Raw genomic sequence first — 20,657 nt, 5'->3', positions numbered from 1 at the left:
GGCCGAATGGCACCCTGTGACGGTGGACGCGCGTGAGGTGAACCTGACTCTGGACTTCTGCCTCCGCGTCGGTGAGCTGCTGATCTCGACCGGCGCCGGGGCCGCTGACGTGACCGCGACGATGAGGTCTCTCTCCCAGCATCTGGGGCTCCGCGGGGCCGAGGTCGACGTCACCTACACGAGTCTCTCGATGGGCTACCAGGCCGATCCCGAGGCGATCCCGATCCACACCACCCGCCAGGTGAAGAACCGCACCATCGACTATGACCACCTGACCGCCGTCGACCACCTGGTCCGTCAGGTCGTACGCGACGAGGTGGACCTCCAGGGCGCTCGGATCGAGCTGGGCCGGATCATCTCCGGCGGCCACCGCCGGCCGCGCTGGGCGGTGACGCTCGGCATGGCGGTGATGGCGGCGGCGTTCACGGTCTACGTCGGTGGTGAGCTCCGCGTGATCATGCTCGCCTTCATCTCCGGCGCCGCGATCGACCAGCTGCAGCACTACCTCCACCGGCGCTGGCGGCTGCCGCTCTTCTACCTGCAGGTCGCCGGGGCCGGCGTCGCCACCCTGCTCGCGGTCGTTGCCGCGGCGCTGCCGCTGGAACTCGACGTCTCCACCTCGATCACCGCCAACATCACCGTGATGCTGGCGGGCATCAGCTTCATGGGTGCCCTGCAGGACGCGCTCACCGGGTTCCACGTCACCGCGAGCGCCCGGATCATGGAGGCGCTGGTCTCCACGGCAGGCATCATCGCCGGAGTCACCGGCGGACTGGTGTTCGCGGCCGCGGTCGGGGTGCCGATCCATGGGGCGGTGACGAGCAACGTGACCACGCTGCAGTCGATCACGCTGGCCACCGTCGGCGGAGCGGTCGGTGCGGCGGCCTTCGCCTACGCGGCGTACGCACCCAAGCGGACGCTGGCGCCGATCGCGGTCATCGCAGGCGTCGCAGTGGTCCTCTCGATCGTCGTGCCCGGAGACGTCGGACGTACGTGGCGGGTGGCCGTCGCCGCCCTGTTCATCGGTCTGGTCGCCTACTCGGTGGCCACCCGGCTGAAGGTGCCGCCGCTGGTCATCGTCGTCTCGTCGGTCGTGCCGTTCCTGCCCGGCTACTCGATCTACCGCGGACTCACCATGCTCGCCCAGGAGACGCCGACGACCACCTCGGTCGGCCTGGTCGCCCTCTTCACCGCCGCCTCGGTCGCGCTGGCGCTCGCCTCAGGCGTCTACCTGGGCGAGTTCATCGCCCAGCCCCTCAGCCGCCGGTCGTGGCGCATCGAGACGCGCCTGTCCGGGCCGCGTCTCGTCGGTCCGTTGCGCAAGGACCGCACCACCCCGGTGGTCCCGGCGGCCGAGACGGACTCGTAGGGCGGCAGCGGGCGCGCTCGTTCGTCTAGGTATGCAGAGAAACCGTCACATCCCGAGCGGAGTTCCGCGAGGGATGTGACCGTTCGGCTACATACCTAGACGAACAAGCGCCTCGAACCAGCGCTCGGTGGTGACATCGTCGTACGGCGCCCGGCTCTCCTTGACCGCGAGATAGACCCGCTCGGCGGAGTCCTCGGTCATCGAGATGATCTCAGGCGGATAGCCGTACTCGAGCTGGTGGTGCTCGAACTCGTCCTCGTCGTCGATGTAGACCGAGCCGTCGAACTTCTTGACCACGTCGAGGTCCAGGTCGATGCAGGTGACCGTCGAGTCCTGCCACACCGGCGGAGTGCACATGTCGACATAGATCTGTGAGCTGACCCGGGTGTTGGGCTGGTTGAACGCGGGGAAGTGGGCCGCGTCGTGGTGCGGGACCAGGCTGACCGACGCCCAGTCAGCGACCCAGCCGTGCCCCGGCCGAGCGAACTCGGTGCCGACCGGGTGGCCGATCCACTCACCGTGCTCGTCCTCGCCGAGGTAGAGGCCCGTGAAGGACCAATGAGGCCGGCCACCCCACTTCGTGAACTCGACACGAACAGGGTGACCGGCCTCGAAGCGCATGGCGCTCAGTCTAGGAGGCGTGCGGAGCCTCAGCCGTTCTTCTTCGGCATCACGTACTTGGCTCCCAGGGCGATCAGGTCCTGGTAGCGCGAGCCGGTGAACTTGCCGAAGTTGTGGATGACATGGGCGTCGAGGCCGACGAGCACGCGGGCCTGCTTCTTCTCGATGCCCTTGACGATGATCTCGGCGGCGCGCTCGGGCTCCATCTTGGCGAGCTTCTCGTCGAAGAACTTCGCGGTCGCGGCCTGGTCGTCCTTGGCCGAGACGCGAGCGGAGCGGGCCACGGCCGTCTTGATGCCGCCGGGGTGGACCGAGGTGACGCCGACCTTGTGGCCGTCGATCAGCATCTCCTCGCGCAGCGCCTCGGTGAAGCCGCGCACGGCGTACTTGGCGGCGTTGTAGAAGGCCTGGTCGGGCATCGAGACGAGCCCGAACAGGGAGGAGATGTTCACGATGTGCGCGTCGCCGGACTCGATCAGGGCCGGGAGGAAGAACTTCGTGCCGTGCACGACGCCCCACCAGTCGATGCCCATGATCCAGTCGATGTCGTCCCAGTCGAGGTCGTTGACCCGACCCGACAGCGCGACCCCGGCATTGTTGATCACCACGTTGACGGTGCCGAAGTGGGCGATGACACCCTCGGCGTACGTCTTGAAGGCCTCGCGGTCGGCGACGTCGAGCTTGTCGGCCCTGATCTCGCGGGCCCCGGCCTGCTTGGCGAGCTCGACGGTCTCGGCCAGGCCGGCCTCGTTGACGTCGGAGAGCGCGACCCGGGCGCGGCGGCCGGCGAGGTTGACCGCGAGGGCGCGGCCGATGCCGGAACCGGCTCCGGTGAGTACGACTACCTTGTCGTCGAAGGACTTCATGCGAGGACACTCTCCTTGGTGGAAGCGGGGGTGCTGGCGGCGGTGACGACGTACTTGTCGACGTCGAACGTGCTGGTCAGGTGCCGGAACAGGAACGTGAAGCTCGGCCACAGGGTGGTGTTGCGGCCGTGCTCGTCGAGATACCACGACGCGCAGCCGCCCTCCGACCAGACCGTCTTGCCCATCTTGCGCTGCAGGTCGTCGTTCCAGGCGGAGGTGGCGTCCTCGGTGGGTTCGACGGTGGCGTAGGCGTTCGTACGCATCGTGCGGATCGCGTCGCGGAGGTAGGCCACCTGGGACTCGATCATGTAGACCATCGAGGAGTGGCCCAGGCCGGTGTTGGGGCCGACGATGAAGAAGAGGTTGGGGAACTCCGGGACGGTCGTGCCCTTGTAGGCGCTCATCCCGGTCTCCGCGAACCGCTCGGCCATCGTGCGGCCCTTGCTGCCGGTGATGGAGTGAGCGATCGGGAGGTCGGTGGTGTAGAAACCGGTCGCCACGACGAGGACGTCGATCTCGCGGCTGGTGCCGTCCTGGGCGACGATCGCGTTCTCCTCCACCCGGGCGATGCCGTCGGTGATCAGGTCGACGTTGTCGGCGGCCAGCGCGGGGTAGTAGGCGTTGGAGATCAGCGTGCGCTTGCAGCCGAGGGTGTAGTCGGGGGTGACCTTGCGTCGCAGCTCGGGGTCCTTGATGCCGCGGCGGATGTTGTTCCGCGCCATCAGCTCGTGGGCCTTGGTGAGCTGGGGCTGCACGGCGAGGCCGAGGACGCGGACCTCGAGGCCCCAGTAGACCGCCGCGCGGGCCGCGCGCTGAAGGCCGGGGACGTGGCGGAAGGCGGCCTTCTCGAGCTTCGTGTAGCGGTGCTCGTTGCGGGGGAGGACCCAGGGCGCGGTGCGCTGGTAGACGTCGAGGCGGGCAGCCTTCTTCTGGATCTCCGGGACGATCTGGATCGCGCTGGCGCCGGTGCCGATCACCGCGACGCGCTTGCCGGTGAGATCGACGTCGTGGTTCCACTTTGCGGAGTGGAAGATCTCGCCCTGGAAGTCCTCGATGCCCGCGATGTCCGGGAGCTTGGGCTCGGAGAGGGCGCCGGGGCCGGCGATGAGGGTGGTCGCTGCGTACGTCTTCGTGCCGTTCTTGCCATCGGTCTCGACGAGCCAGCGCTGCTGGGTCTCGTCCCAGGTCGCGGAGGTCATCGCGGTGTCGAAGACGAAGCGGTCGAGGGTGCCGGAGCCTTCGGCGACCTTGGTGATGTACGCCTCGATCTCCGGCTGCGGCGAGAAGCTCATCGACCAGTCGGGGTTGAGCGCGAACGAGTAGCTGTAGAGCTGGCTGGGCACGTCGCAGGCGGCGCCGGGGTAGGTGTTGTCGCGCCAGGTGCCACCGACGCCGGAGCCCTTTTCGATGACGACGAAGTCGCGCTCGCCGTCCTCGTCGAGCTTGATCGCCGCGCACAGGCCTCCGAAGCCGGCACCGACGATCAGGTGGTCGACATGGGTGAGGTCAGCAGTGGTCATACTTCGAGTATGGCTTGCTTATTGAACGGGTGTCAATAGAATGGATCGCATGAGTCAACGGACGAGACTGACGCCCGAGCAGCGCCGCGAGCAGCTGCTGGATCTGGGCATCCGCCTCTTCGCGAACCACTCCCTCGACGAGATCTCGATCGACGTGGTGGCGCGTGAGGCCGGCATCTCGCGCGGGCTCCTCTATCACTACTTCGGCGACAAGATGGCCTTCCGTGAGGCCGTCGTGCGCCGCGCCGCCGACGCGCTCGTCGCCCAGACCGCTCCGCCCTCGACAGGGGAGCCGGTCGAGCGTCTGCTGGCGTCGATGAGCGCATACGTGGACTTCGTCGACGCCAACTACGAGGGCTACGTCTCGATGGTCCGCGGCGCCGCCAGCGACCCCGTCCTGCGCGAGATCTACGACGACGCGTTCGGTGCGCTCGGGACCCGGATCTTCGAGGCCGACGTCGACTTCGTCGCCGACACCCCTGCCGCGCGCCTGATCGTCCGTGGGTGGCAGGCCATGTCGGAGGAGCTGGTGCTCTCATGGAAGGCCGATCCCGCGGGTCTGACCCGCGAGGACCTGCTGGGCCTCCTGGCCGGGTCGCTCCCGGAGCTGCTGGGGTTGCTGGGCCCGGAGGGAGCTGTAACACGTCGTTCGTAGCACTATCCGGTCGTTCTGATAGAGCGAGTAGTACTACGAACGACGTGTTACCCGAGCCCGGTCAACACCCCGGCGGGTGTTCGCTATGCTCCCTCGGCCGGGCTCCGGGAGCGTCCGTGAGCCGGCTCGTCTCAAGGAGCCCCCATGTCATGGATTGCCGTCGCTCGACGTGCGCGTGTGATGCGTTTAGTCGGTGCGATCGCTCTGGTTGCGGCGGTTCTCGCCCCGGGTGCGAGCGGTGCTCCGAGCGCGTCGGCTGCGACGGCGCCGGCGATCGCCGCGACGTCGTACCCGACGTTCCTCGCACCGTCCGACATGCGGTGGCGCGATTCGTACTGGAGGGCGGTTCCCGCCTATCGCTGGAAGCCAGCCACTACCACCGGTGTCGCGAAGTATCAGGTGCAGACCTGGCACGGGGTGCGGAAGGGCTCTTACATCGCTCCCTCGAGGATGCCGGAGCTGGGGACCACGTACGGCATGGTCCGATCGGGATATCAGTCCATGATCGACACGTACCCGGCCTCACGCACATCGGTAGCGAGCGAGGTCCTCTCAGGTGACCAGGTCTGCCGCCGCGTACGGACTCTCACCGCCGCGGGTATCCCCGGTGCCTGGTCGGGATGGCGCTGCACCAACGCTCCGATGAGTACCGAGGAGTTGGAGCGTGGCTTCGACGCCACCGCGTTCGGCTACTACGTCCGCAACAACGGCAACTGCTGCAACCCGCTGACCTCTGAGCGCTACCTCACCAAGGGGGTCCGCATCAAAGTACGCACCGGTCCGACCTTCGGCAAGGCGCGGATCCTGATCGGGTCGACGGTGATCGGCACGGTCGACGGTTACGCCAAGCGGTATGGCTACAAGTACGTCACCCGTCAGCGGTCCGGCAACCTCACCGGTGCGATCAAGATCCGGTCCCTCTCCCGCTTCAGCCGGCCGTTCCGGTTCACGGCGCTGTGGGCGCTACGGGCCACCGCTCCGCTCGCTTCGGTGCGGGTTGTCGAGAAATACGATCCCGGCACCGCCGGGCCCTTCCATGACCCGGTGTCGAACGGTGATACGACACGGCCGAGGTTGACTGCATTTTCCCTGGCGCCGACGTTTCCGACCAAGCGCAACAGCAACGGCGTCTACGGAGGCACGGCGACCTGGAAGGCAACCGACAACGTCAAGGTCGTCGGATACGAGGTCAACTTCAAGTGGGTGACCACCGGGACGTCCTACATCGCTGGTGGAACCTGGACGACCACCGGGACATCCATGCCGGTGCAGGTGGATTTTTCGGGCGATACCAACTGCTACCGGGTCAGGGCTTACGACGCAGCCGTGAACTTCTCGGCGTGGTCGGGGTGGAAGTGTTCCTACTCCCCGCTCGACCCGATGGGCGAATGGACGGCTGGAGCCGGTTACTCAGCGGGTGGCAAGATCTGGACCTCGGTGCGGCTGACGGACGAGTACGGAGCTCGGGCGCGAACCACGGAGCGATACTCCGCGAAGCGGCTGAGGATCCAGTATCGGGTCGGTCCGACGTACGGTCGTGCGAAGGCGTACGTCGGTGGCGTCTACTTCGGCACGATCAACGCCTACGCCGCGCGCTATGCCACGCGTTGGATCACGTTCACCGGACCGCGTGAGGCTCACGAGCGGATCCGCTTCGAGCCGCTCACGAAGAAGGACGTCTACATCGGCAAGGTCCACGTCATCCCCGACGTCACCAAGACGGTCACGCCGGGCCCGACACGCTACTGACGCTCTGACGATGAGAGAGGCCAGAGCTGGAACCCCCTCATATCGCTGGATCTGTTCCTGCGTCCCAACCGATCGACGACTGGCTACGTCAACTGGGGGTCGGGGGTCGGAACCGGAGGAGGAGAGACGTGAGTCGGGACGAGGAGTTCACCGCCTACGTCAGGGAGAGACGCGCGCACCTGTACCGCGCGGCCTACCTGTTGTGCGGTGACGAGCATCGCGCCGAGGACATCGTGCAGCTGACGCTGTCGAAGGTGTACGCGGCGTGGCGGAAGGTGCGGAAGGCCGACAGCGTCGATGCCTACGTACGTCGGGTGCTGGTCAACAGCCATCTGGACGAGGGCCGCCGGCCGTGGCGGCGTGAGCGATCGGGTGAGATCGCCGATCGGCCGGCGACGGCCAGCCTCGGGGTCGAGGAGCTCGATGAGCTCTGGACCGCGTTGCGATCTCTTCCCGCAGGTCAGCGCCAGGTTGTGGTGCTCCGACACTACTGGGGTCTGTCGGTCGAGGAGACGGCCGCCGACCTGGGTGTCAGCAGTGGGACGGTCAAGAGCCAGACCGCGGCCGCGCTGGCCAACCTGCGTCGCACCCTTCGTCCCGACCACGCTTCCGCCGACGTTGCCCGAGGAGGCCAGCGATGAACACGTTCGACGACGACACCCTGCTGCGTGACAGTCTCTATCGCCTCGGCGCGACCGCTCCGGTCCCGCACGCGGACCCCGCCGAGGACGTACGCCGCGGCCGCCGCCGTGTGCGCCGGACCCGCCTGGTCGCGACCGTCGGGACCGTGATGGCGGTCGGGATCATCGGCATCGCCGGGGTGGCGCTCCAGCCCGTCATCACGGACCGGGCCACCGATCCGGCGGGGTCGCCGACGGTCACCTCGACCTCGACGGTGCGCCGGGCGGAGTCGGTCGCGCAGGCGCTGCCCAGCGCGTTCGACCTGGCGATCAACGTGATGTTCGAGCGTGACGGCGCCTTGGCAGGCGTCCCCGCCGTCGTGATGAGGCCGTTGCGGGCGACGACCGATGAGGCCATCACGAACTGGACGGCGAAGGCGGAGCAGATCGACGCCGGCGGTGACCAGGAGCTCGCGGATGTCCTCGGGAGGATCCAGCGGTCGTTGGACGACATGCCGAAGACCCGATCCGACATCGACAACACGGCCCAGACCCAGGTGCAGGGGGAGGCCGCCTACGGGGCGGTCGCCAACGATCTCCTCTCGCTCGCGACGTTCGTGCCGTCGGTCGGTGACGCCGAGATCGACGCCGAGATCGAAGCGCTCGGCGCCGTGCCCCCGGCGTTCGAGGCGTTCGGCGAGGAGCGGGCCATCATGACGGAGTTGCTCACCGAGTGGCGGCCCTCGCAGGCGACGGGTATGTCGGCCGAACCCATCAGCGAGGAAGACCTCGCCGAGCTCGCCTCGGCCGAGGCCACCTGGCGTCGCTCGCTCGCGGACTTCTACACGGCGACCTCGGAGCGTCGGCGCGAGGTGCTCGATCGGATCACCTACAACACTGCGACCGACGGGGCCATCGGGGTCCCGGCGCACCGGGCGGTCAACCAGGTCCTGGCCACCGGCAGCCTGGACCGGGTGACGATGACGTCTGATCAGTACACGGAGTCCTACACCGAGCTGATCCGTGGGCTGCAGGAGCTGTTCGTCGCCGCCGCGGACGAGATCATCGATGATCTCGCCGCGCTCGACGACTAGCGGGGTGTAACACGTCGTTCGACGTACTATCCGGTCGTTCTCTTGGGGCGACCAGTACGTCGAACCACGTGTTACAGAGCGGCTCGGCCCTACTCGGAGACAGCCGCCTCGAGCTGGTCGAGGGCCCAGTGGAGGTCCTCTTCGGCGATCACCAGGGGCGGGGCCAGGCGGATCGTGCTGCCGTGGGTGTCCTTGGCGAGTACGCCGCGGGCGAGGAGGCGCTCGCAGATGTCACGGCCGGTGCCGATGGCGGGGTCGATGTCGACGCCGGCCCACAGGCCGCGGGAGCGGAAGCCGACGATGCCCTTGCCGACCATCGAGGCCAGGCGGTCGTGCAGGACCTTGCCGAGCTTCTCGGCGCGGGCCTGGAACTCGCCGGTCTCGAGCAGCTCGATGACGGCGGTGCCGACGGCGCAGGCGAGCGGGTTGCCGCCGAAGGTCGAGCCGTGCTGGCCGGGGCCGATGACGCCGAGCACGTCACGGTCGGCGACGACCGCCGAGACCGGGACGATGCCGCCGCCGAGGGCCTTGCCGAGGATGTACATGTCCGGCTTCACGCCGGCGTGGTCGCAGGCGAAGGTGTAGCCGGTGCGGCCGAGGCCGGCCTGGATCTCGTCGGCGGCGAAGAGCACGTTCTCCCGGGTGCAGAGGTCGCGCAGCCCGATCAGGAAGTCGTCGCCGGGGATGACGACACCGGACTCGCCCTGGATCGGCTCGACCAGCACGGCCACCGTGTTGGGCGTGATGGCGGCCTCGATGGCGGCCAGGTCGGCGTACGGAACCATCACGAAGCCGGGGGCGAACGGACCGAAGCCGTCGCGGGCGTCGGCGTCGTCGGAGAAGCCGACGATGGTGGTGGTGCGACCGTGGAAGTTGCCGGCCATCACGATGATCTCGGCCTGGTCGGCGGGGACGCCCTTGACGTCGTAGCCCCACTTGCGGGCGACCTTGATCGCGGTCTCGACGGCCTCGGCGCCGGTGTTCATCGGCAGCACCATGTCCTTGCCGCACATCGCGGCCAGGCGGGCGGTGAACTCGGCGAACTGGTCGTGCACGAACGCACGCGAGGTCAGCGTGACCTTGTCGAGCTGCTCACGGGCCGCGGACAGCAGTGCGGGGTGGCCGTGACCGAAGTTCAGCGCGCTGTAGCCGGCCAGCATGTCGAGGCAGCGGCGACCGTCGACGTCGGTCACCCAGGCGCCCTCGGCGTGGCTGATCACGACCTCGAGCGGGTGGTAGTTGTGCGCGGAGTGCGCCTCGGCGGCTGCGAAGGCGGCGGGGGTCAGGCTGGTCGCAACGTTGTCCTGAGCTTCGTCGAGCAGGGTCATCGCACTCCTCATCTCATGGGGCGGTATCGAAACGGATCAAGATGATCTGATTGTCAGACAATCCTACGATCAGCGTACGCCAAATGCTCATCGAGAAGAAGTGCGCTGCTCGGCGCCTCCCGGCGACGTACGCAGTGATTTGTCTCTGCTGCGCGGGGGCTCGTAACCTTGTGAGGTCGTGACTCCTGCCGCGTCCTGCTGTGTTTGATCCTCCTGGTTCACACGGTCGGGGGCGCAGATCCGGATGACTGTCGCTGGGATCCCCCGGGGACAGGGCAAGCCGGGCCGTGTTCGTCAGAAGCCACGCTGCACCATCCCGCCTCCTGCAACCGCTGGGCGGGCACAACGAACTACTAAGAAGGCACACGTGCGTACTTACGCTCCTAAGCCGGGCGACATCGAGCGCGCCTGGCTCGTGATCGACGCGACCGACGTCCGTCTCGGCCGCCTCGCGGTCCAGGTCGCCGAGCTCCTCCGCGGCAAGCACAAGGCGATCTTCGCCCCCAACGCGGACACCGGCGACTTCGTCATCGTCATCAACGCCGAGAAGGTCTCCCTCTCCGGCAACAAGAAGACCACCAAGCTGGCCTACCGTCACTCCGGTTACCCGGGCGGTCTGACGGCCACCCCGATCGGTGAGGTCCTGGACAAGGACGCTCGCAAGGCGATCGAGAAGGCCGTGTGGGGCATGCTGCCGAAGAACAAGCTCGGCCGTCAGATGCTCAAGAAGCTGAAGGTCTACTCCGGCCCTGAGCACCCGCACGCCGCGCAGCAGGCCGTTCCGTTCGAGATCAAGCAGATCGCCCAGTGAGCCAGGACCAGAACATGACTGAGAACACCGTAGAGGTCGAGGAGACCTTCGAGACCGACGAGCAGGGCCTCGCTTACACCTCCGAGAGCGCCCCGTCCGCCGACACCCCCGAGCGTCCGGCGACCATCGCCCCGGCTGCTGCCACCGGTCGTCGCAAGGAGTCCGTCGCCCGCGTCCGGATCGTCCCGGGCACCGGCCAGTGGACCATCAACGGTCGTACGATCGAGGACTACTTCCCCAACAAGCTGCACCAGCAGATCGCGAACGAGCCGTTCGCCGCGCTGCAGCTCGAGGGTCGCTTCGACGTGATCGCCCGTATCGACGGCGGCGGCATCGCCGGCCAGGCCGGCGCGCTGCGCCTCGGCGTGGCCCGTTCGCTCAACAACGTTGACGAAGAGGCCAACCGCCCGACCCTGAAGAAGGCCGGTCTGCTCACCCGCGACGCTCGCGTCGTGGAGCGGAAGAAGGCTGGTCTCAAGAAGGCCCGCAAGGCCTCGCAGTTCAGCAAGCGCTGATCGCCTAGATTGTCGGGGTGCCTCGGTTCGCCGAGGCACCCCGACTCTTTTCGGGCGGGGGCCGACGTACGAAAGAAGGTCACACGGACGTGGCACGCCTTTTCGGCACTGACGGAGTTCGCGGTCTCGCGAACGGCGAGGTACTCACCGCCTCGCTCGCCCAGAACCTGGCGACATCTGCAGCACTGGTCCTGACCGAGGAGCTGCGGTTCTCCGGCAGCGGACGCAAGCCGCTGGCGGTCATCGGCAACGACTCGCGCGTCTCCGGGCAGTTCCTGCAGGCGACGGTCGCCGGTGGCCTGGCCTCGGCCGGCTGCGACGTGATCGAGGTCGGCGTCCTGCCGACGCCCGGGGTCGCCTATCTCACCGCGGCCCTCGAGGCCGATCTCGGCGTGGTCATCTCGGCCTCGCACAACCCGATGCCCGACAACGGCATCAAGTTCCTCCAACGCGGCGGGCACAAGCTCGACGACGTGCTCGAGGACCGGATCGAGGCACACCTCGACGAGCCGTGGGACCGCCCGACCGGCGCCTCGGTGGGCCGGATCTCGTCCCACGAGAACCCCGTGGAGACGTACGCCGCCCATCTGGTCACCACGCTCGAGCGGCGTCTCGACGGGCTGACCGTCGTCGTCGACTGCGCCAACGGCGCCGCTGCGGCCGCCGGGCCGTTGGCCCTGGAGCAGGCCGGCGCGACCGTCATCGCGATCAACGACGCCAACGACGGCCTCTCGATCAACGACGGGGTCGGCTCGACCCACCCGGAGATGCTGCAGAAGGCGGTCGTCGAGCATCATGCCGACGCCGGTTTCGCCTGGGACGGTGACGCCGACCGCTGCCTGGCCGTCGACGCCGAGGGCAACCTGGTCGACGGCGACCAGCTCATCGCGATCCTCGCGCTCGGGCTCCACGACGCCGGCCGGCTCCCCGACGACACCGTGGTCGTCACCGTGATGAGCAACCTCGGCTTCGTCAAGGCCATGTCGGCTGCCGGTTTGCAGGTGAAGCAGACCGCCGTGGGCGACCGTTACGTGCTCGAGGAGATGCGCCGCGGCGGCTACGCCATCGGCGGCGAGCAGTCCGGCCACATCATCATGAGCGAGCACGCCACCACCGGCGACGGCATCCTCACCGCGCTGCACGTCCTGCAGCGGATGTCCGACACCGGGCGCACCCTCGCCGACCTCGCCTCCGTCGTCACCCGCCTCCCGCAGGTGCTGCTCAACGTCAAGGGCGTCGACAAGGCCCGCTGCACGACCGACTCCGGTCTGCTGGAGGCAGTAGCCGTCGAGGAGGACGCCCTCGCCGGCTCCGGCCGGATCCTGCTGCGTCCCTCAGGCACCGAGAACCTCGTACGCGTCATGGTCGAGGCCCCCACCCACCACGAGGCCGAGGCCTGTGCCGAGCGGCTCGCGGATGTGGTGCGGGCGCGGCTGGCGCTCTGAATGTTCGTCTAGGTATGCAGCCGAACCCTCACCTCCCTGGCGGAACTCCGCACGGGAAGTGAGGGTTTCTCTGCATACCTAGAACGACCGCCTAGATCTTCCGCAACCTCACATACCGCACCGAGTGATCGCTGTCCTTGCGGAGGACGAGCGTCGCGCGGGACCGGGTGGGGAGGACGTTCTCGCGGAGGTTGGGGCCGTTGATCTCGTTCCAGATCTCGGTCGCGCGGGTGACGGCTTCGTCGTGCGACAGAGCCGCATACTTGGTGAAGTAGGACGACGGGTCGCGGAAGGCGGTCTCGCGCAGGCGCAGGAAGCGATCGACGTACCACTGCTTGATGTCGCGCGACCCGGCGTCGACGTAGACGGAGAAGTCGAAGAAGTCCGAGAGCGCCAGCGAGATGGTGCCGTCGGCGCGGACCCGCGAGGGCTGCAGGACGTTGAGCCCTTCGAGGATGACGATGTCGGGCTTCTTGACGACCACCGTCTGGTCGGTGACGTCGTAGGTCAGGTGCGAGTAGATCGGCGCGCGCACCTCGTCCTCGCCGGACTTGAGGTCGACGAGGAAACGCAGCAGGGCCTTGCGGTCGTACGACTCGGGGAACCCCTTGCGATCCATCAGGCCGCGACGCTCGAGCTCGGCGTTGGGGTAGAGGAAACCGTCGGTGGTGACGAGGGCGACGTTGGGGTGCTCGGGCCAGTGGGCGAGCATCTGCTGGAGCACGCGGGCGGTGGTCGACTTGCCGACGGCGACGGACCCGGCGACACCGATGACGAAGGGCGTACGCTCCGGCATCGTCTTGCCGAGGAACAGCTCCTGCTGGTCGTGGAGCCTGTCCGATGCACTGACGTAGAGGCTGAGCAGCCTGCTCAGCGGCAGATAGACCTCCTCGACCTCCTTGAGGTCGATCTGATCGCCCAGGCCACGCAGCGACTCGATCTCGGCCTCGGTCAGCGGGCTCTCGGTCTCGGTCGCGAGCTCCGCCCACGCGCTGCGGTCGAGCTCGACGTAGGGCGAAGAGCCGCGGTCGTCGCCGTGTGGCCCGGGGTGTGACATGGCAACGATTGTTACGTACCCAGCGCCGCCGCTTCTTGATGGGGGCCACGAGAGCCGTAGGATCATCGGCCATGTGCGGCATCGTTGGGTACGTCGGAGACCGGTCGGCGCAGGACGTCGTGATCGATGGCCTGCGGCGCTTGGAGTACCGCGGCTATGACTCGGCGGGGATCGCGCTGGTGGCCGACGGCGCGCTCGCCGTCGACAAGAAGGCGGGAAAGCTCGCCAACCTGGAGAAGTCGATCGCGGCCTCCCCGCTGCCGGCGTCGACGACCGGGATCGGACACACCCGCTGGGCGACCCACGGCGGCCCGACCGACGGCAACGCCCACCCGCACGTCGGGCGCACCGGGCGCGTCGCCGTCGTCCACAACGGGATCATCGAGAACTTCGCCGAGCTGCGGGGCACGCTGGAGGCCGACGGGCACGAGTTCACCTCGCAGACCGACACCGAGGTGGCCGCCCACCTGCTCGAGCGCGCGGTCCTCGGCGGGGCCGACCTGACCGTCGCGATGCAGGAGGTCTGCTCGATCCTCGAAGGTGCGTTCACCTTCGTCGCGGTCGACGCCGAGGACCCCGACCGGGTCGTCGCCGCCCGGCGCAACAGCCCGCTCGTGGTCGGTTTGGGCGAGGGGGAGTCGTTCCTCGGCTCCGACGTCGCCGCCTTCATCGAGCACACCCGCGAGGCGCTCGAGCTCGACCAGGACCAGGTCGTCACGATCACCCGCTCCGGCGCATCGGTGACCAACTTCGACGGCACCCCCGCCGAGGGCCGCCGCTTCCACGTCGACTGGGACCTGGCCGCCGCCGAGAAGGACGGCCACGACTGGTTCATGCGCAAGGAGATCCTCGAGCAGCCTCGTGCGGTGGCCGACTCGCTGCTCGGGCGGCGTACTCCTTCGGGGTCTCTTCACCTCGACGAGATGCGGCTCGACGACGACGAGCTGCGCGAGGTCACCAAGATCATCATCATCGCCGCGGGGACGTCGTTCTACGCGGGCATGGTCGCCAAGTACGCCATCGAGCACTGGTGCCGGATCTCGGTCGAGGTCGAGCTGGCCTCCGAGTTCCGCTACCGCGACCCGATCCTCGACAACTCGACCCTGGTGGTGGCGATCTCGCAGTCCGGCGAGACCGCCGACACCCTGCAGGCGATCCGGCACGCGCGCTCGCAGCGCTCCAAGGTGCTCGCGATCTGCAACACCAACGGCTCCACGATCCCGCGCGAGTCCGACGCGGTCATCTACACCCATGCCGGCCCGGAGATCGGGGTCGCCTCGACCAAGGGGTACGTCACCCAGCTGGTCGCCTGCTACCTGCTCGCGCTCTACCTGGCGCAGGTCAAGGGCACCATGTACGGCGACGAGATCGACGGCGTGATGACCCAGCTCGAGGCCATGCCCGCGGCGGTCGAGAAGGTGCTGGAAACGGCGCCGCAGGTCTACGACCTCGCCCGTGAGTACGCCGACCGTCGAGCCTTCCTGTTCCTGGGCCGCCACGCCGGCTACCCGGTCGCCCTCGAGGGCGCGCTCAAGCTCAAGGAGCTCGCCTACCTGCACGCCGAGGGGTTCGCCGCCGGGGAACTCAAGCACGGCCCGATCGCACTGGTCGAGGAAGGCCTGCCGATCTGGTGCATCGTGCCCCCGCGCGGCCGCGATTTCCTGCACGACAAGATGCGATCCGGGATCATGGAGGTGCGGGCGCGCGGCGCGCGGACCATCGCGCTGGTCGAGGAGGGCGACGACTCCGTCGACGCGGTCTCCGACACGATCATCCGGCTGCCCAAGGTGCCCGTGCTGCTGCAGCCCCTGGTCGCGGTCGTCCCGATGCAGCTCTTCGCCTGTCAGCTCGCCACCGAGCTCGGCTACGACGTCGACCAGCCCCGCAACCTCGCCAAGTCCGTCACGGTCGAGTGATGGCGGTCCGCTGATGGCTGTTCTCGGAGTCGGGATCGACGTCTGCGACCTCGAGCGGTTCGAGGAGTCGCTGGAGCGTACGCCGCGGCTGCGTGAGCGCCTGTTCACTCCCGCTGAGGCGACGAAGCCGATGGCGTCGCTGGCCGCCCGGTTCGCCGCGAAGGAAGCGCTCGCCAAGGCGCTCGGTGCCCCGCAGGGGATGGAGTGGCACGACGCCGAGGTGATCTCGGAGTCGTCCGGGCAGCCGCGGTTCGAGCTCCGGGGCACGGTGCTGGCGCAGGCCACGAAGCTCGGGGTCGTCACCGTCCATCTCTCGCTCTCCCACGATGCCGGGATCGCCTCGGCGATGGTGGTCCTGGAGGACTGATCCGGCTTTGTCCGGACCTTCGGCCCGATCCCGTCAGAGCCTCGACGCGTAGGCTGATCCCATGCGGCGTGCGCACTCGGTCGATCAGGTCAGGGCGGCAGAGAAGGCCCTGATGGCGAGCCTGCCGGACGGTGCTCTGATGCAGCGTGCGGCTGCCGGGCTGGCCTACGCGGTCATCGATCATCTCGGTGGTGCCTACGGTCGCCGGGTCGTCCTGCTCGTCGGGAGCGGCGACAACGGCGGAGACGCGTTGTATGCCGGGGCGCTGCTCGCGCGTCGCGGTGCGCGGGTCGAGGCCTGGTTGCTGTCGGAGCGGGCCCATGCGAGCGGGCTGGCGGCGCTGCAGCGAGCCCGCGGCCGGGTTGTGAAGCTCAGCGAGGGCTATCGGTCACTCTCAGGTTCACGACCCTCGGTCGTCGTCGACGGGATCGTCGGGATCGGTGGGAAGCCGGGGCTGCGGCCGGACGCGGAAGCAGCGCTGGAGACGCTCGCCGGGATCCCGGTGGTGGCCGTCGACACGCCGAGCGGGGTCTGTGTGGACACCGGGGAGGTCGACGGGCCCCACGTGAGCGCCGACCTGACGGTCAGCTTCGGGACCTACAAGCCGTGTCATCTGCTCGACCCGGCGGCCTCCGCGTGCGGCAAGGTGCGGCTGATCGACATCGGGCTCGACCTGCCGACGCCGATCGTCGAGAGCCTGGAGGCAGCCGACGTGGCCGCCCTGGTGCCGCGACCGGCGCCGGACGGGCACAAATACACTCGCGGAGTCGTCGGCCTGCGGGTCGGCAGCGCCACCTACCCCGGCGCCGCGCTGCTGGCCGTCGCCGGCGCCAACACCGGGCTCGCCGGGATGGTCCGTTACGTCGGGACCGCCTCGGAGTGGGTGAAACGCCAGCACCCCGAGGTCGTCGGCGACGGTCAGGCCCAGGCCTGGGTGGTCGGCTCCGGCAGCGCCGACGGCGCCAACAGCGCGCTCGCGTTCGCCCGGGCCAGCGGCGTACCTCTGGTCATCGACGCCGACAGCCTCCGCCCGCTGACCGGGCCGCTCGGGGTGCCCGCGATCCTGACCCCGCACGCAGGGGAGCTGGCGGCGCTGGTCCGGGAGGACCGCGGCGAGATCGAGGCCCGTCCGCTGCACTACGCCCGGCTCGCTGCCCAGCGGTTCGACGCGGTGGTGCTGCTCAAGGGGCGGCGCACCACGATCGCCTCGCCGGACCCCGACACGCCGGTACGGGTCAACACGACCGGCACCTCCTGGCTGGCCACCGCCGGCTCGGGTGACGTGCTCGGTGGGCTGATCGGGTCGCTGCTCGCCGCGGGTCTCGCCCCCATCGACGCCGCCTCCGCGGGCGCCTGGCTGCACGGCGCGGCCGCGACGCTGGCGAGCGCGGGCGGGCCGGTCACCGCGAGCGGGGTCGCCGCGGCCATCCCTGCCGTCATCCGATCCCTTCCTGCTGTCTCGCCCGCTTCTCGATAAGCACTGCGCGCCAACTACCCTGGACACATGTCACGGGCAGAGATCGTCATCGACCTCGCTGCGATCCGGCACAACGTCGCGCGGCTGAGAGAGCACCTGCGTACGCCGATGATGACGGTGGTCAAGGCCGACGGCTACGGACACGGTCTGGTCGAGGTCGCACGGGCGGCTCGTGAGGGCGGCGCGGACTGGCTCGGTGTGGCGTCCGCCGACGAGGCGCTCGCGCTCCGCGCGGCCGGCGACGAGGGCCGGCTGCTGGCGTGGCTGATCATGCCGAGCGAGCCCGCCGAGGAGCTCGTGGCAGCCGACATCGACGTCACCGCCTACACCGCCGCCGACCTGGAGAAGTTCGCCGCGGCCGGCGATGCCCTGGGACGTACGCCGCGGGTGCAGCTCAAGGTCGACACCGGGCTCTCCCGGGGCGGCGCGGCGTTCGCCGACTGGTCCAACCTGGTCGCGCTGGCGCGCATCCTGGAGGCCGAGGGGGCGATCCGGGTGACCGGGATCTGGTCCCACTTCAGCGCCAGCGAGGATCCCACCGATCCGATCAGCGCGCTGCAGGAGAAGGTCTTCGGCGAGGCGGTCGCGATCGCCGAGGAAGCCGGCCTCCGGCCCGAGGTACGCCACCTCGCCAACTCCGCTGGAGCGCTGCTGCGCCCCAGCGCCCGGCTCGACCTGGTCCGGGTCGGGATCGCGACGTACGGCATCGACCCGGCGCCCGGAGTCGAGGGCTCGCCGTGGGCCGACCTAGGCCTGATCCCGGCGATGACGGTGCGGGCCGAGCTGGCGCTGGTGAAGCAGATCGAGGCCGGCGCCGGCGTCTCCTACAACCACACCTGGGTGGCCGAGGAGCCGACGACGGTGGGGCTGATCCCGGTCGGCTATGCCGAGGGCATCCAGCGGCGCGGCGGGAATCGCACCGAGGTGTGGATCGACGGTGCCCGCCACCCCGTGCGCGGCACCGTCTGCATGGACCAGATGGTGGTCGAGCTCGGCGATGCCTCGATCGAGCCCGGCGCCGAGGTGATCCTGTGGGGCACCGGCGCTGACGGGGAGCCGACCGCTCAGGACTGGGCGGAGGCGAGCGAGACCATCGCCTACGAGGTCGTCACCAGGATCGGAGGACGGATGAAGCGCCGTTACGTTGACACAGACGTCGACACCGAGCAGGGGGACGACAGATGAGCAGCATCGCAGCACGCATCGGTCAGATCGCGGCCGGGACGTTGGGTGCGGCCGCGGTCGCTGCCGCCGCGCGCGGCGCGGTCGTGGTGAGGAAACGGCGCCGCGCGATCGAGGAACGCCCCGAGGACCGGACCCCGCTCGGTACGCTGCGCTCGTGCCCGGTCACCGTGGTGACGGCCGACGGCGTACCTCTTCATGTCGAGGTCGACGAGGTCGACCCGGCCCACAACGGTGGGTCGAGCGAGGTGACGCTCGTCTTCGTGCACGGCTACTGCCTCAACCTCGACTGCTGGCACTTCCAGCGTGCCGCCTACCGGGGCCTGGTGCGGTCGGTCTTCTACGACCAGCGCAGCCACGGGCGCAGCGGCCGGTCCTCGCTCGGCAACGCCACCATCGAACAGCTCGGTGACGACCTGCTCCGGGTGCTCGACGCGGTGGTGCCGGAGGGGCCGGTGATCCTGGTCGGCCACTCGATGGGTGGGATGACCATCGCCGCGTTCGCCGAGGACCACCCCGAGCTGTTCGCGCCCTACGACGAGGGTGGCCGGGTCATCGGCGTTGCCCTCATCTCGACGACCGCCGGTGGTCTGGACCCGAGCCGGCTGCTGATCCCGGTGCTCCCGGCCAAGCTGTCCGGCGGGATCGCCAACGGCACCATCAGGACGCTTGCGAAGGGGCACGGGATCGTCGACCGGTTCCGTGCCATGGGAGCGTCGGTGGCGACCGTGTTCACCGATGTGTTCGCCTTCGGCGACGAGGTGCCCGAGGCGTACGTCGAGTTCGTCGACGGGCTGCTCTCGCAGACGCCGTTCGAGGTGGTCGCGGAGTTCTTCCCGAGCTTCCGCTCGCTGGACAAGTTCTCGAGCGTCGCCGCGATGGGGCGGGTGCCGACCACGATCATCTGCGGCACCGCCGACCGGCTCACCGCGATCGGCCACAGCCGCAAGCTGCACTCCTACATCCCCGGCTCGAGGCTGGTCGAGTGTGAGAAGGCCGGGCACATGGTCATCCTCGAGCGGCACGGTCAGGTCAACGCCGAGCTCGACCAGCTGCTCGCCGCAGCCACCCGGGATGCGGCTTCGGCATGACGCTCGACTTCGAGCGGGTCGGGCCGGAGGCCGCGGCCGAGATGCTCGGTATCGTCCGGACGGCCTTCTCCGCCCGTCCTCCGTTGGATCCCCCCGCTGATGCGCTCGGCGAGACCGAGGGGTCGCTGAAGGAGCGCCTCTCCGGCTTCGGCGGTGTGCTGGCGCGGTTGGACGGAGTCGCCGTCGGGGCGGTGGTGATGGACCCCGCGGACTCGACCATGTGGTTGCGTCGCTTCGCTGTTCTGCCTGATCAGCAGGGGCATGGGGTCGCGCACAAGATGGTGACGTACGCCGCCGGGATCGCGCGCTCGCAGGGCTTCGACGACCTTGCGGTGATCGCTCGCCCGGAGCTTCCGGAGACGTTGCGGTTCTGGGAGCGGCAAGGCTTTAGAAATCAGCACAGCAGAAGGCAGCACGGTCGCGAAGTCTCGCGTGAGGCGCCTGCGGTGCGGCTGCATCGCCCGCTGAACGAGCATGTCGTCGAGGCGCTCGACGCCGACGCGATGTCCGAGCTGGGCCGGCGGGTCGCCGGCCTGCTCGCCGCGGGGGACGTGCTCGTTCTCTCCGGCGGTCTCGGCGCCGGCAAGACCACTTTCACCAAGGGGCTCGGCGCCGGGCTCGGCGTACGCGGCGAGGTCACCTCGCCGACCTTCGTGATCGCCCGGGTGCATCCGTCGACGGTCGGCGGTCCCGAGCTCGTCCACGTCGATGCGTACCGGCTCGGTGGGATCGACGAGCTCGACGACCTCGACCTGGACACCGACCTCGACGATGCGGTCACCGTCGTCGAATGGGGTGAGGGCCTGGCCGAAGGGCTCTCGGAGTCGCGGCTGGAGATCCGGATCGTGCGCGCCGAAGCGGACGAAGGGCCTTTGGATCGGGTCGAGTCGCCCGCCGGCGCGGACCCGCGACGGGTGGAGATCGTGCCGGTCGGGACCCGTTGGCGCGGCGTCGATCTCAGTGCGCTCTAGGGT

At 68.9% G+C, this 20,657-nt stretch carries 19 protein-coding genes; 14 read left to right on the top strand and 5 right to left on the bottom strand.

All coding sequences use genetic code 11. From position 1 onward, the window contains the following. The first annotated feature begins 22 nt into the window (after window positions 1-22). Window positions 23-1,369, top strand: coding sequence for a threonine/serine ThrE exporter family protein (locus WBG06_RS07305; protein WP_336735928.1), 1,347 nt, complete (start codon window positions 23-25; stop codon window positions 1,367-1,369). Window positions 1,370-1,456: 87 nt separating this feature from the next. Here WBG06_RS07305 and WBG06_RS07300 read toward each other — a convergent pair whose 3' ends face one another. The 3 genes from WBG06_RS07300 to WBG06_RS07290 are packed head-to-tail and all read right to left on the bottom strand — an operon-like array spanning window position 1,457 to window position 4,376. Beyond that, window positions 1,457-1,990, bottom strand: a complete 534-nt coding sequence (locus WBG06_RS07300) for a DUF402 domain-containing protein (RefSeq protein WP_336735927.1) — start codon at window positions 1,988-1,990, stop codon at window positions 1,457-1,459. Window positions 1,991-2,019: 29 nt separating this feature from the next. Next, entirely contained in the window at window positions 2,020-2,856 is an 837-nt protein-coding gene (locus tag WBG06_RS07295; RefSeq protein ID WP_336735926.1) for an SDR family NAD(P)-dependent oxidoreductase, read from the bottom strand. Beyond that, on the bottom strand, window positions 2,853-4,376 hold the full coding sequence (locus WBG06_RS07290) for a flavin-containing monooxygenase (RefSeq protein ID WP_336735925.1): 1,524 nt from the start codon (window positions 4,374-4,376) through the stop codon (window positions 2,853-2,855). Before WBG06_RS07290 ends, WBG06_RS07295 begins: the two co-directional genes overlap by 4 nt. Before the next feature lie 49 nt (window positions 4,377-4,425). Between WBG06_RS07290 and WBG06_RS07285 the strand changes: the two genes are divergently transcribed. The 4 genes from WBG06_RS07285 to WBG06_RS07270 all read left to right on the top strand — a co-directional run bounded on the left by WBG06_RS07285 (window position 4,426) and on the right by WBG06_RS07270 (window position 8,494). Beyond that, window positions 4,426-5,031: a TetR/AcrR family transcriptional regulator gene (locus WBG06_RS07285; RefSeq protein WP_336735924.1), complete on the top strand. Its 606-nt coding sequence runs from the start codon at window positions 4,426-4,428 to the stop codon at window positions 5,029-5,031. 642 nt (window positions 5,032-5,673) lie between these two features. Then, window positions 5,674-6,780, top strand: a complete 1,107-nt coding sequence (locus tag WBG06_RS07280; protein WP_336735923.1) for a hypothetical protein — start codon at window positions 5,674-5,676, stop codon at window positions 6,778-6,780. A gap of 128 nt (window positions 6,781-6,908) precedes the next feature. After that, window positions 6,909-7,421, top strand: coding sequence for a SigE family RNA polymerase sigma factor (locus WBG06_RS07275; RefSeq protein WP_336735922.1), 513 nt, complete (start codon window positions 6,909-6,911; stop codon window positions 7,419-7,421). Further along, window positions 7,418-8,494, top strand: a complete 1,077-nt coding sequence (locus WBG06_RS07270; protein WP_336735921.1) for a nitrate- and nitrite sensing domain-containing protein — start codon at window positions 7,418-7,420, stop codon at window positions 8,492-8,494. Before WBG06_RS07275 ends, WBG06_RS07270 begins: the two co-directional genes overlap by 4 nt. 89 nt (window positions 8,495-8,583) lie before the next feature. Here the strand turns inward: WBG06_RS07270 and rocD are convergent, their stop codons facing one another. Continuing rightward, window positions 8,584-9,822 carry an ornithine--oxo-acid transaminase gene (gene rocD / locus WBG06_RS07265; protein ID WP_336735920.1) on the bottom strand — a complete coding sequence of 413 codons (1,239 nt, stop codon included), beginning with the start codon at window positions 9,820-9,822 and terminating at the stop codon, window positions 8,584-8,586. Between the two features lie 367 nt (window positions 9,823-10,189). Here rocD and rplM point away from each other — a divergent pair, with 367 nt between their 5' ends. The 3 genes from rplM (at window position 10,190) to glmM (ending at window position 12,593) form a co-directional block, all read left to right on the top strand. Next, window positions 10,190-10,633: a 50S ribosomal protein L13 gene (rplM, locus tag WBG06_RS07260; RefSeq protein ID WP_008362447.1), complete on the top strand. Its 444-nt coding sequence runs from the start codon at window positions 10,190-10,192 to the stop codon at window positions 10,631-10,633. 14 nt (window positions 10,634-10,647) lie between these two features. Continuing rightward, on the top strand, window positions 10,648-11,148 hold the full coding sequence (gene rpsI / locus WBG06_RS07255; protein ID WP_336735919.1) for a 30S ribosomal protein S9: 501 nt from the start codon (window positions 10,648-10,650) through the stop codon (window positions 11,146-11,148). 89 nt (window positions 11,149-11,237) lie between these two features. Continuing rightward, window positions 11,238-12,593, top strand: a complete 1,356-nt coding sequence (gene glmM, locus WBG06_RS07250) for a phosphoglucosamine mutase (protein ID WP_336735918.1) — start codon at window positions 11,238-11,240, stop codon at window positions 12,591-12,593. Between the two features lie 91 nt (window positions 12,594-12,684). Here glmM and coaA read toward each other — a convergent pair whose 3' ends face one another. Next, window positions 12,685-13,650: a type I pantothenate kinase gene (gene coaA, locus WBG06_RS07245; RefSeq protein WP_336735917.1), complete on the bottom strand. Its 966-nt coding sequence runs from the start codon at window positions 13,648-13,650 to the stop codon at window positions 12,685-12,687. Window positions 13,651-13,721: 71 nt separating this feature from the next. Between coaA and glmS the strand changes: the two genes are divergently transcribed. The 6 genes from glmS (at window position 13,722) to tsaE (ending at window position 20,654) form a co-directional block, all read left to right on the top strand. After that, window positions 13,722-15,566 (top strand): glutamine--fructose-6-phosphate transaminase (isomerizing), encoded by a 1,845-nt coding sequence (glmS, locus tag WBG06_RS07240; RefSeq protein WP_336735916.1) that lies wholly within the window; start codon window positions 13,722-13,724, stop codon window positions 15,564-15,566. A gap of 13 nt (window positions 15,567-15,579) precedes the next feature. Beyond that, a complete protein-coding gene (locus tag WBG06_RS07235) occupies window positions 15,580-15,933 on the top strand; it encodes a holo-ACP synthase (protein WP_336735915.1) in 354 nt (117 codons plus the stop codon). Window positions 15,934-15,994: 61 nt separating this feature from the next. Continuing rightward, window positions 15,995-17,410 carry an NAD(P)H-hydrate epimerase gene (locus WBG06_RS07230; RefSeq protein WP_336735914.1) on the top strand — a complete coding sequence of 472 codons (1,416 nt, stop codon included), beginning with the start codon at window positions 15,995-15,997 and terminating at the stop codon, window positions 17,408-17,410. Window positions 17,411-17,437: 27 nt separating this feature from the next. Beyond that, complete coding sequence (alr, locus tag WBG06_RS07225) at window positions 17,438-18,595, top strand: alanine racemase (protein WP_336735913.1); 1,158 nt, start codon at window positions 17,438-17,440, stop codon at window positions 18,593-18,595. Further along, the gene (locus tag WBG06_RS07220) at window positions 18,592-19,683 is read left to right on the top strand and encodes an alpha/beta fold hydrolase (protein ID WP_336735912.1); all 1,092 of its coding nucleotides are present in this window, start codon (window positions 18,592-18,594) and stop codon (window positions 19,681-19,683) included. Before alr ends, WBG06_RS07220 begins: the two co-directional genes overlap by 4 nt. Then, window positions 19,680-20,654 (top strand): tRNA (adenosine(37)-N6)-threonylcarbamoyltransferase complex ATPase subunit type 1 TsaE, encoded by a 975-nt coding sequence (gene tsaE / locus WBG06_RS07215; protein WP_336735911.1) that lies wholly within the window; start codon window positions 19,680-19,682, stop codon window positions 20,652-20,654. The genes WBG06_RS07220 and tsaE overlap by 4 nt, the downstream gene beginning before the upstream one ends. The last annotated feature ends 3 nt before the right edge of the window (window positions 20,655-20,657 follow it).

The organism is Nocardioides sp. CCNWLW239 (assembly GCF_037137035.1).
Taxonomy (GTDB): Bacteria; Actinomycetota; Actinomycetes; order Propionibacteriales; family Nocardioidaceae; genus Nocardioides.
The sequence above is the reverse complement of the archived record's forward strand: the minus strand, read 5'-3'. Positions and strand labels throughout refer to the sequence as shown.

What these genes read in the sequence shown, in the direction of transcription:
- WBG06_RS07300 (WP_336735927.1), bottom strand. Translation starts at nt 1,990, where the DNA reads ATGCGCTTCGAGGCCGGTCACCCTGTTCGTGTCGAGTTCACGAAGTGG.
- WBG06_RS07295 (WP_336735926.1), bottom strand. Translation starts at nt 2,856, where the DNA reads ATGAAGTCCTTCGACGACAAGGTAGTCGTACTCACCGGAGCCGGTTCC.
- WBG06_RS07290 (WP_336735925.1), bottom strand. Translation starts at nt 4,376, where the DNA reads ATGACCACTGCTGACCTCACCCATGTCGACCACCTGATCGTCGGTGCC.
- WBG06_RS07285 (WP_336735924.1), top strand. Translation starts at nt 4,426, where the DNA reads ATGAGTCAACGGACGAGACTGACGCCCGAGCAGCGCCGCGAGCAGCTG.
- WBG06_RS07280 (WP_336735923.1), top strand. Translation starts at nt 5,674, where the DNA reads ATGAGTACCGAGGAGTTGGAGCGTGGCTTCGACGCCACCGCGTTCGGC.
- WBG06_RS07270 (WP_336735921.1), top strand. Translation starts at nt 7,418, where the DNA reads ATGAACACGTTCGACGACGACACCCTGCTGCGTGACAGTCTCTATCGC.
- rocD (WP_336735920.1), bottom strand. Translation starts at nt 9,822, where the DNA reads ATGACCCTGCTCGACGAAGCTCAGGACAACGTTGCGACCAGCCTGACC.
- rpsI (WP_336735919.1), top strand. Translation starts at nt 10,648, where the DNA reads ATGACTGAGAACACCGTAGAGGTCGAGGAGACCTTCGAGACCGACGAG.
- coaA (WP_336735917.1), bottom strand. Translation starts at nt 13,650, where the DNA reads ATGTCACACCCCGGGCCACACGGCGACGACCGCGGCTCTTCGCCCTAC.
- glmS (WP_336735916.1), top strand. Translation starts at nt 13,722, where the DNA reads ATGTGCGGCATCGTTGGGTACGTCGGAGACCGGTCGGCGCAGGACGTC.
- WBG06_RS07235 (WP_336735915.1), top strand. Translation starts at nt 15,580, where the DNA reads ATGGCTGTTCTCGGAGTCGGGATCGACGTCTGCGACCTCGAGCGGTTC.
- WBG06_RS07230 (WP_336735914.1), top strand. Translation starts at nt 15,995, where the DNA reads ATGCGGCGTGCGCACTCGGTCGATCAGGTCAGGGCGGCAGAGAAGGCC.
- alr (WP_336735913.1), top strand. Translation starts at nt 17,438, where the DNA reads ATGTCACGGGCAGAGATCGTCATCGACCTCGCTGCGATCCGGCACAAC.
- WBG06_RS07220 (WP_336735912.1), top strand. Translation starts at nt 18,592, where the DNA reads ATGAGCAGCATCGCAGCACGCATCGGTCAGATCGCGGCCGGGACGTTG.
- tsaE (WP_336735911.1), top strand. Translation starts at nt 19,680, where the DNA reads ATGACGCTCGACTTCGAGCGGGTCGGGCCGGAGGCCGCGGCCGAGATG.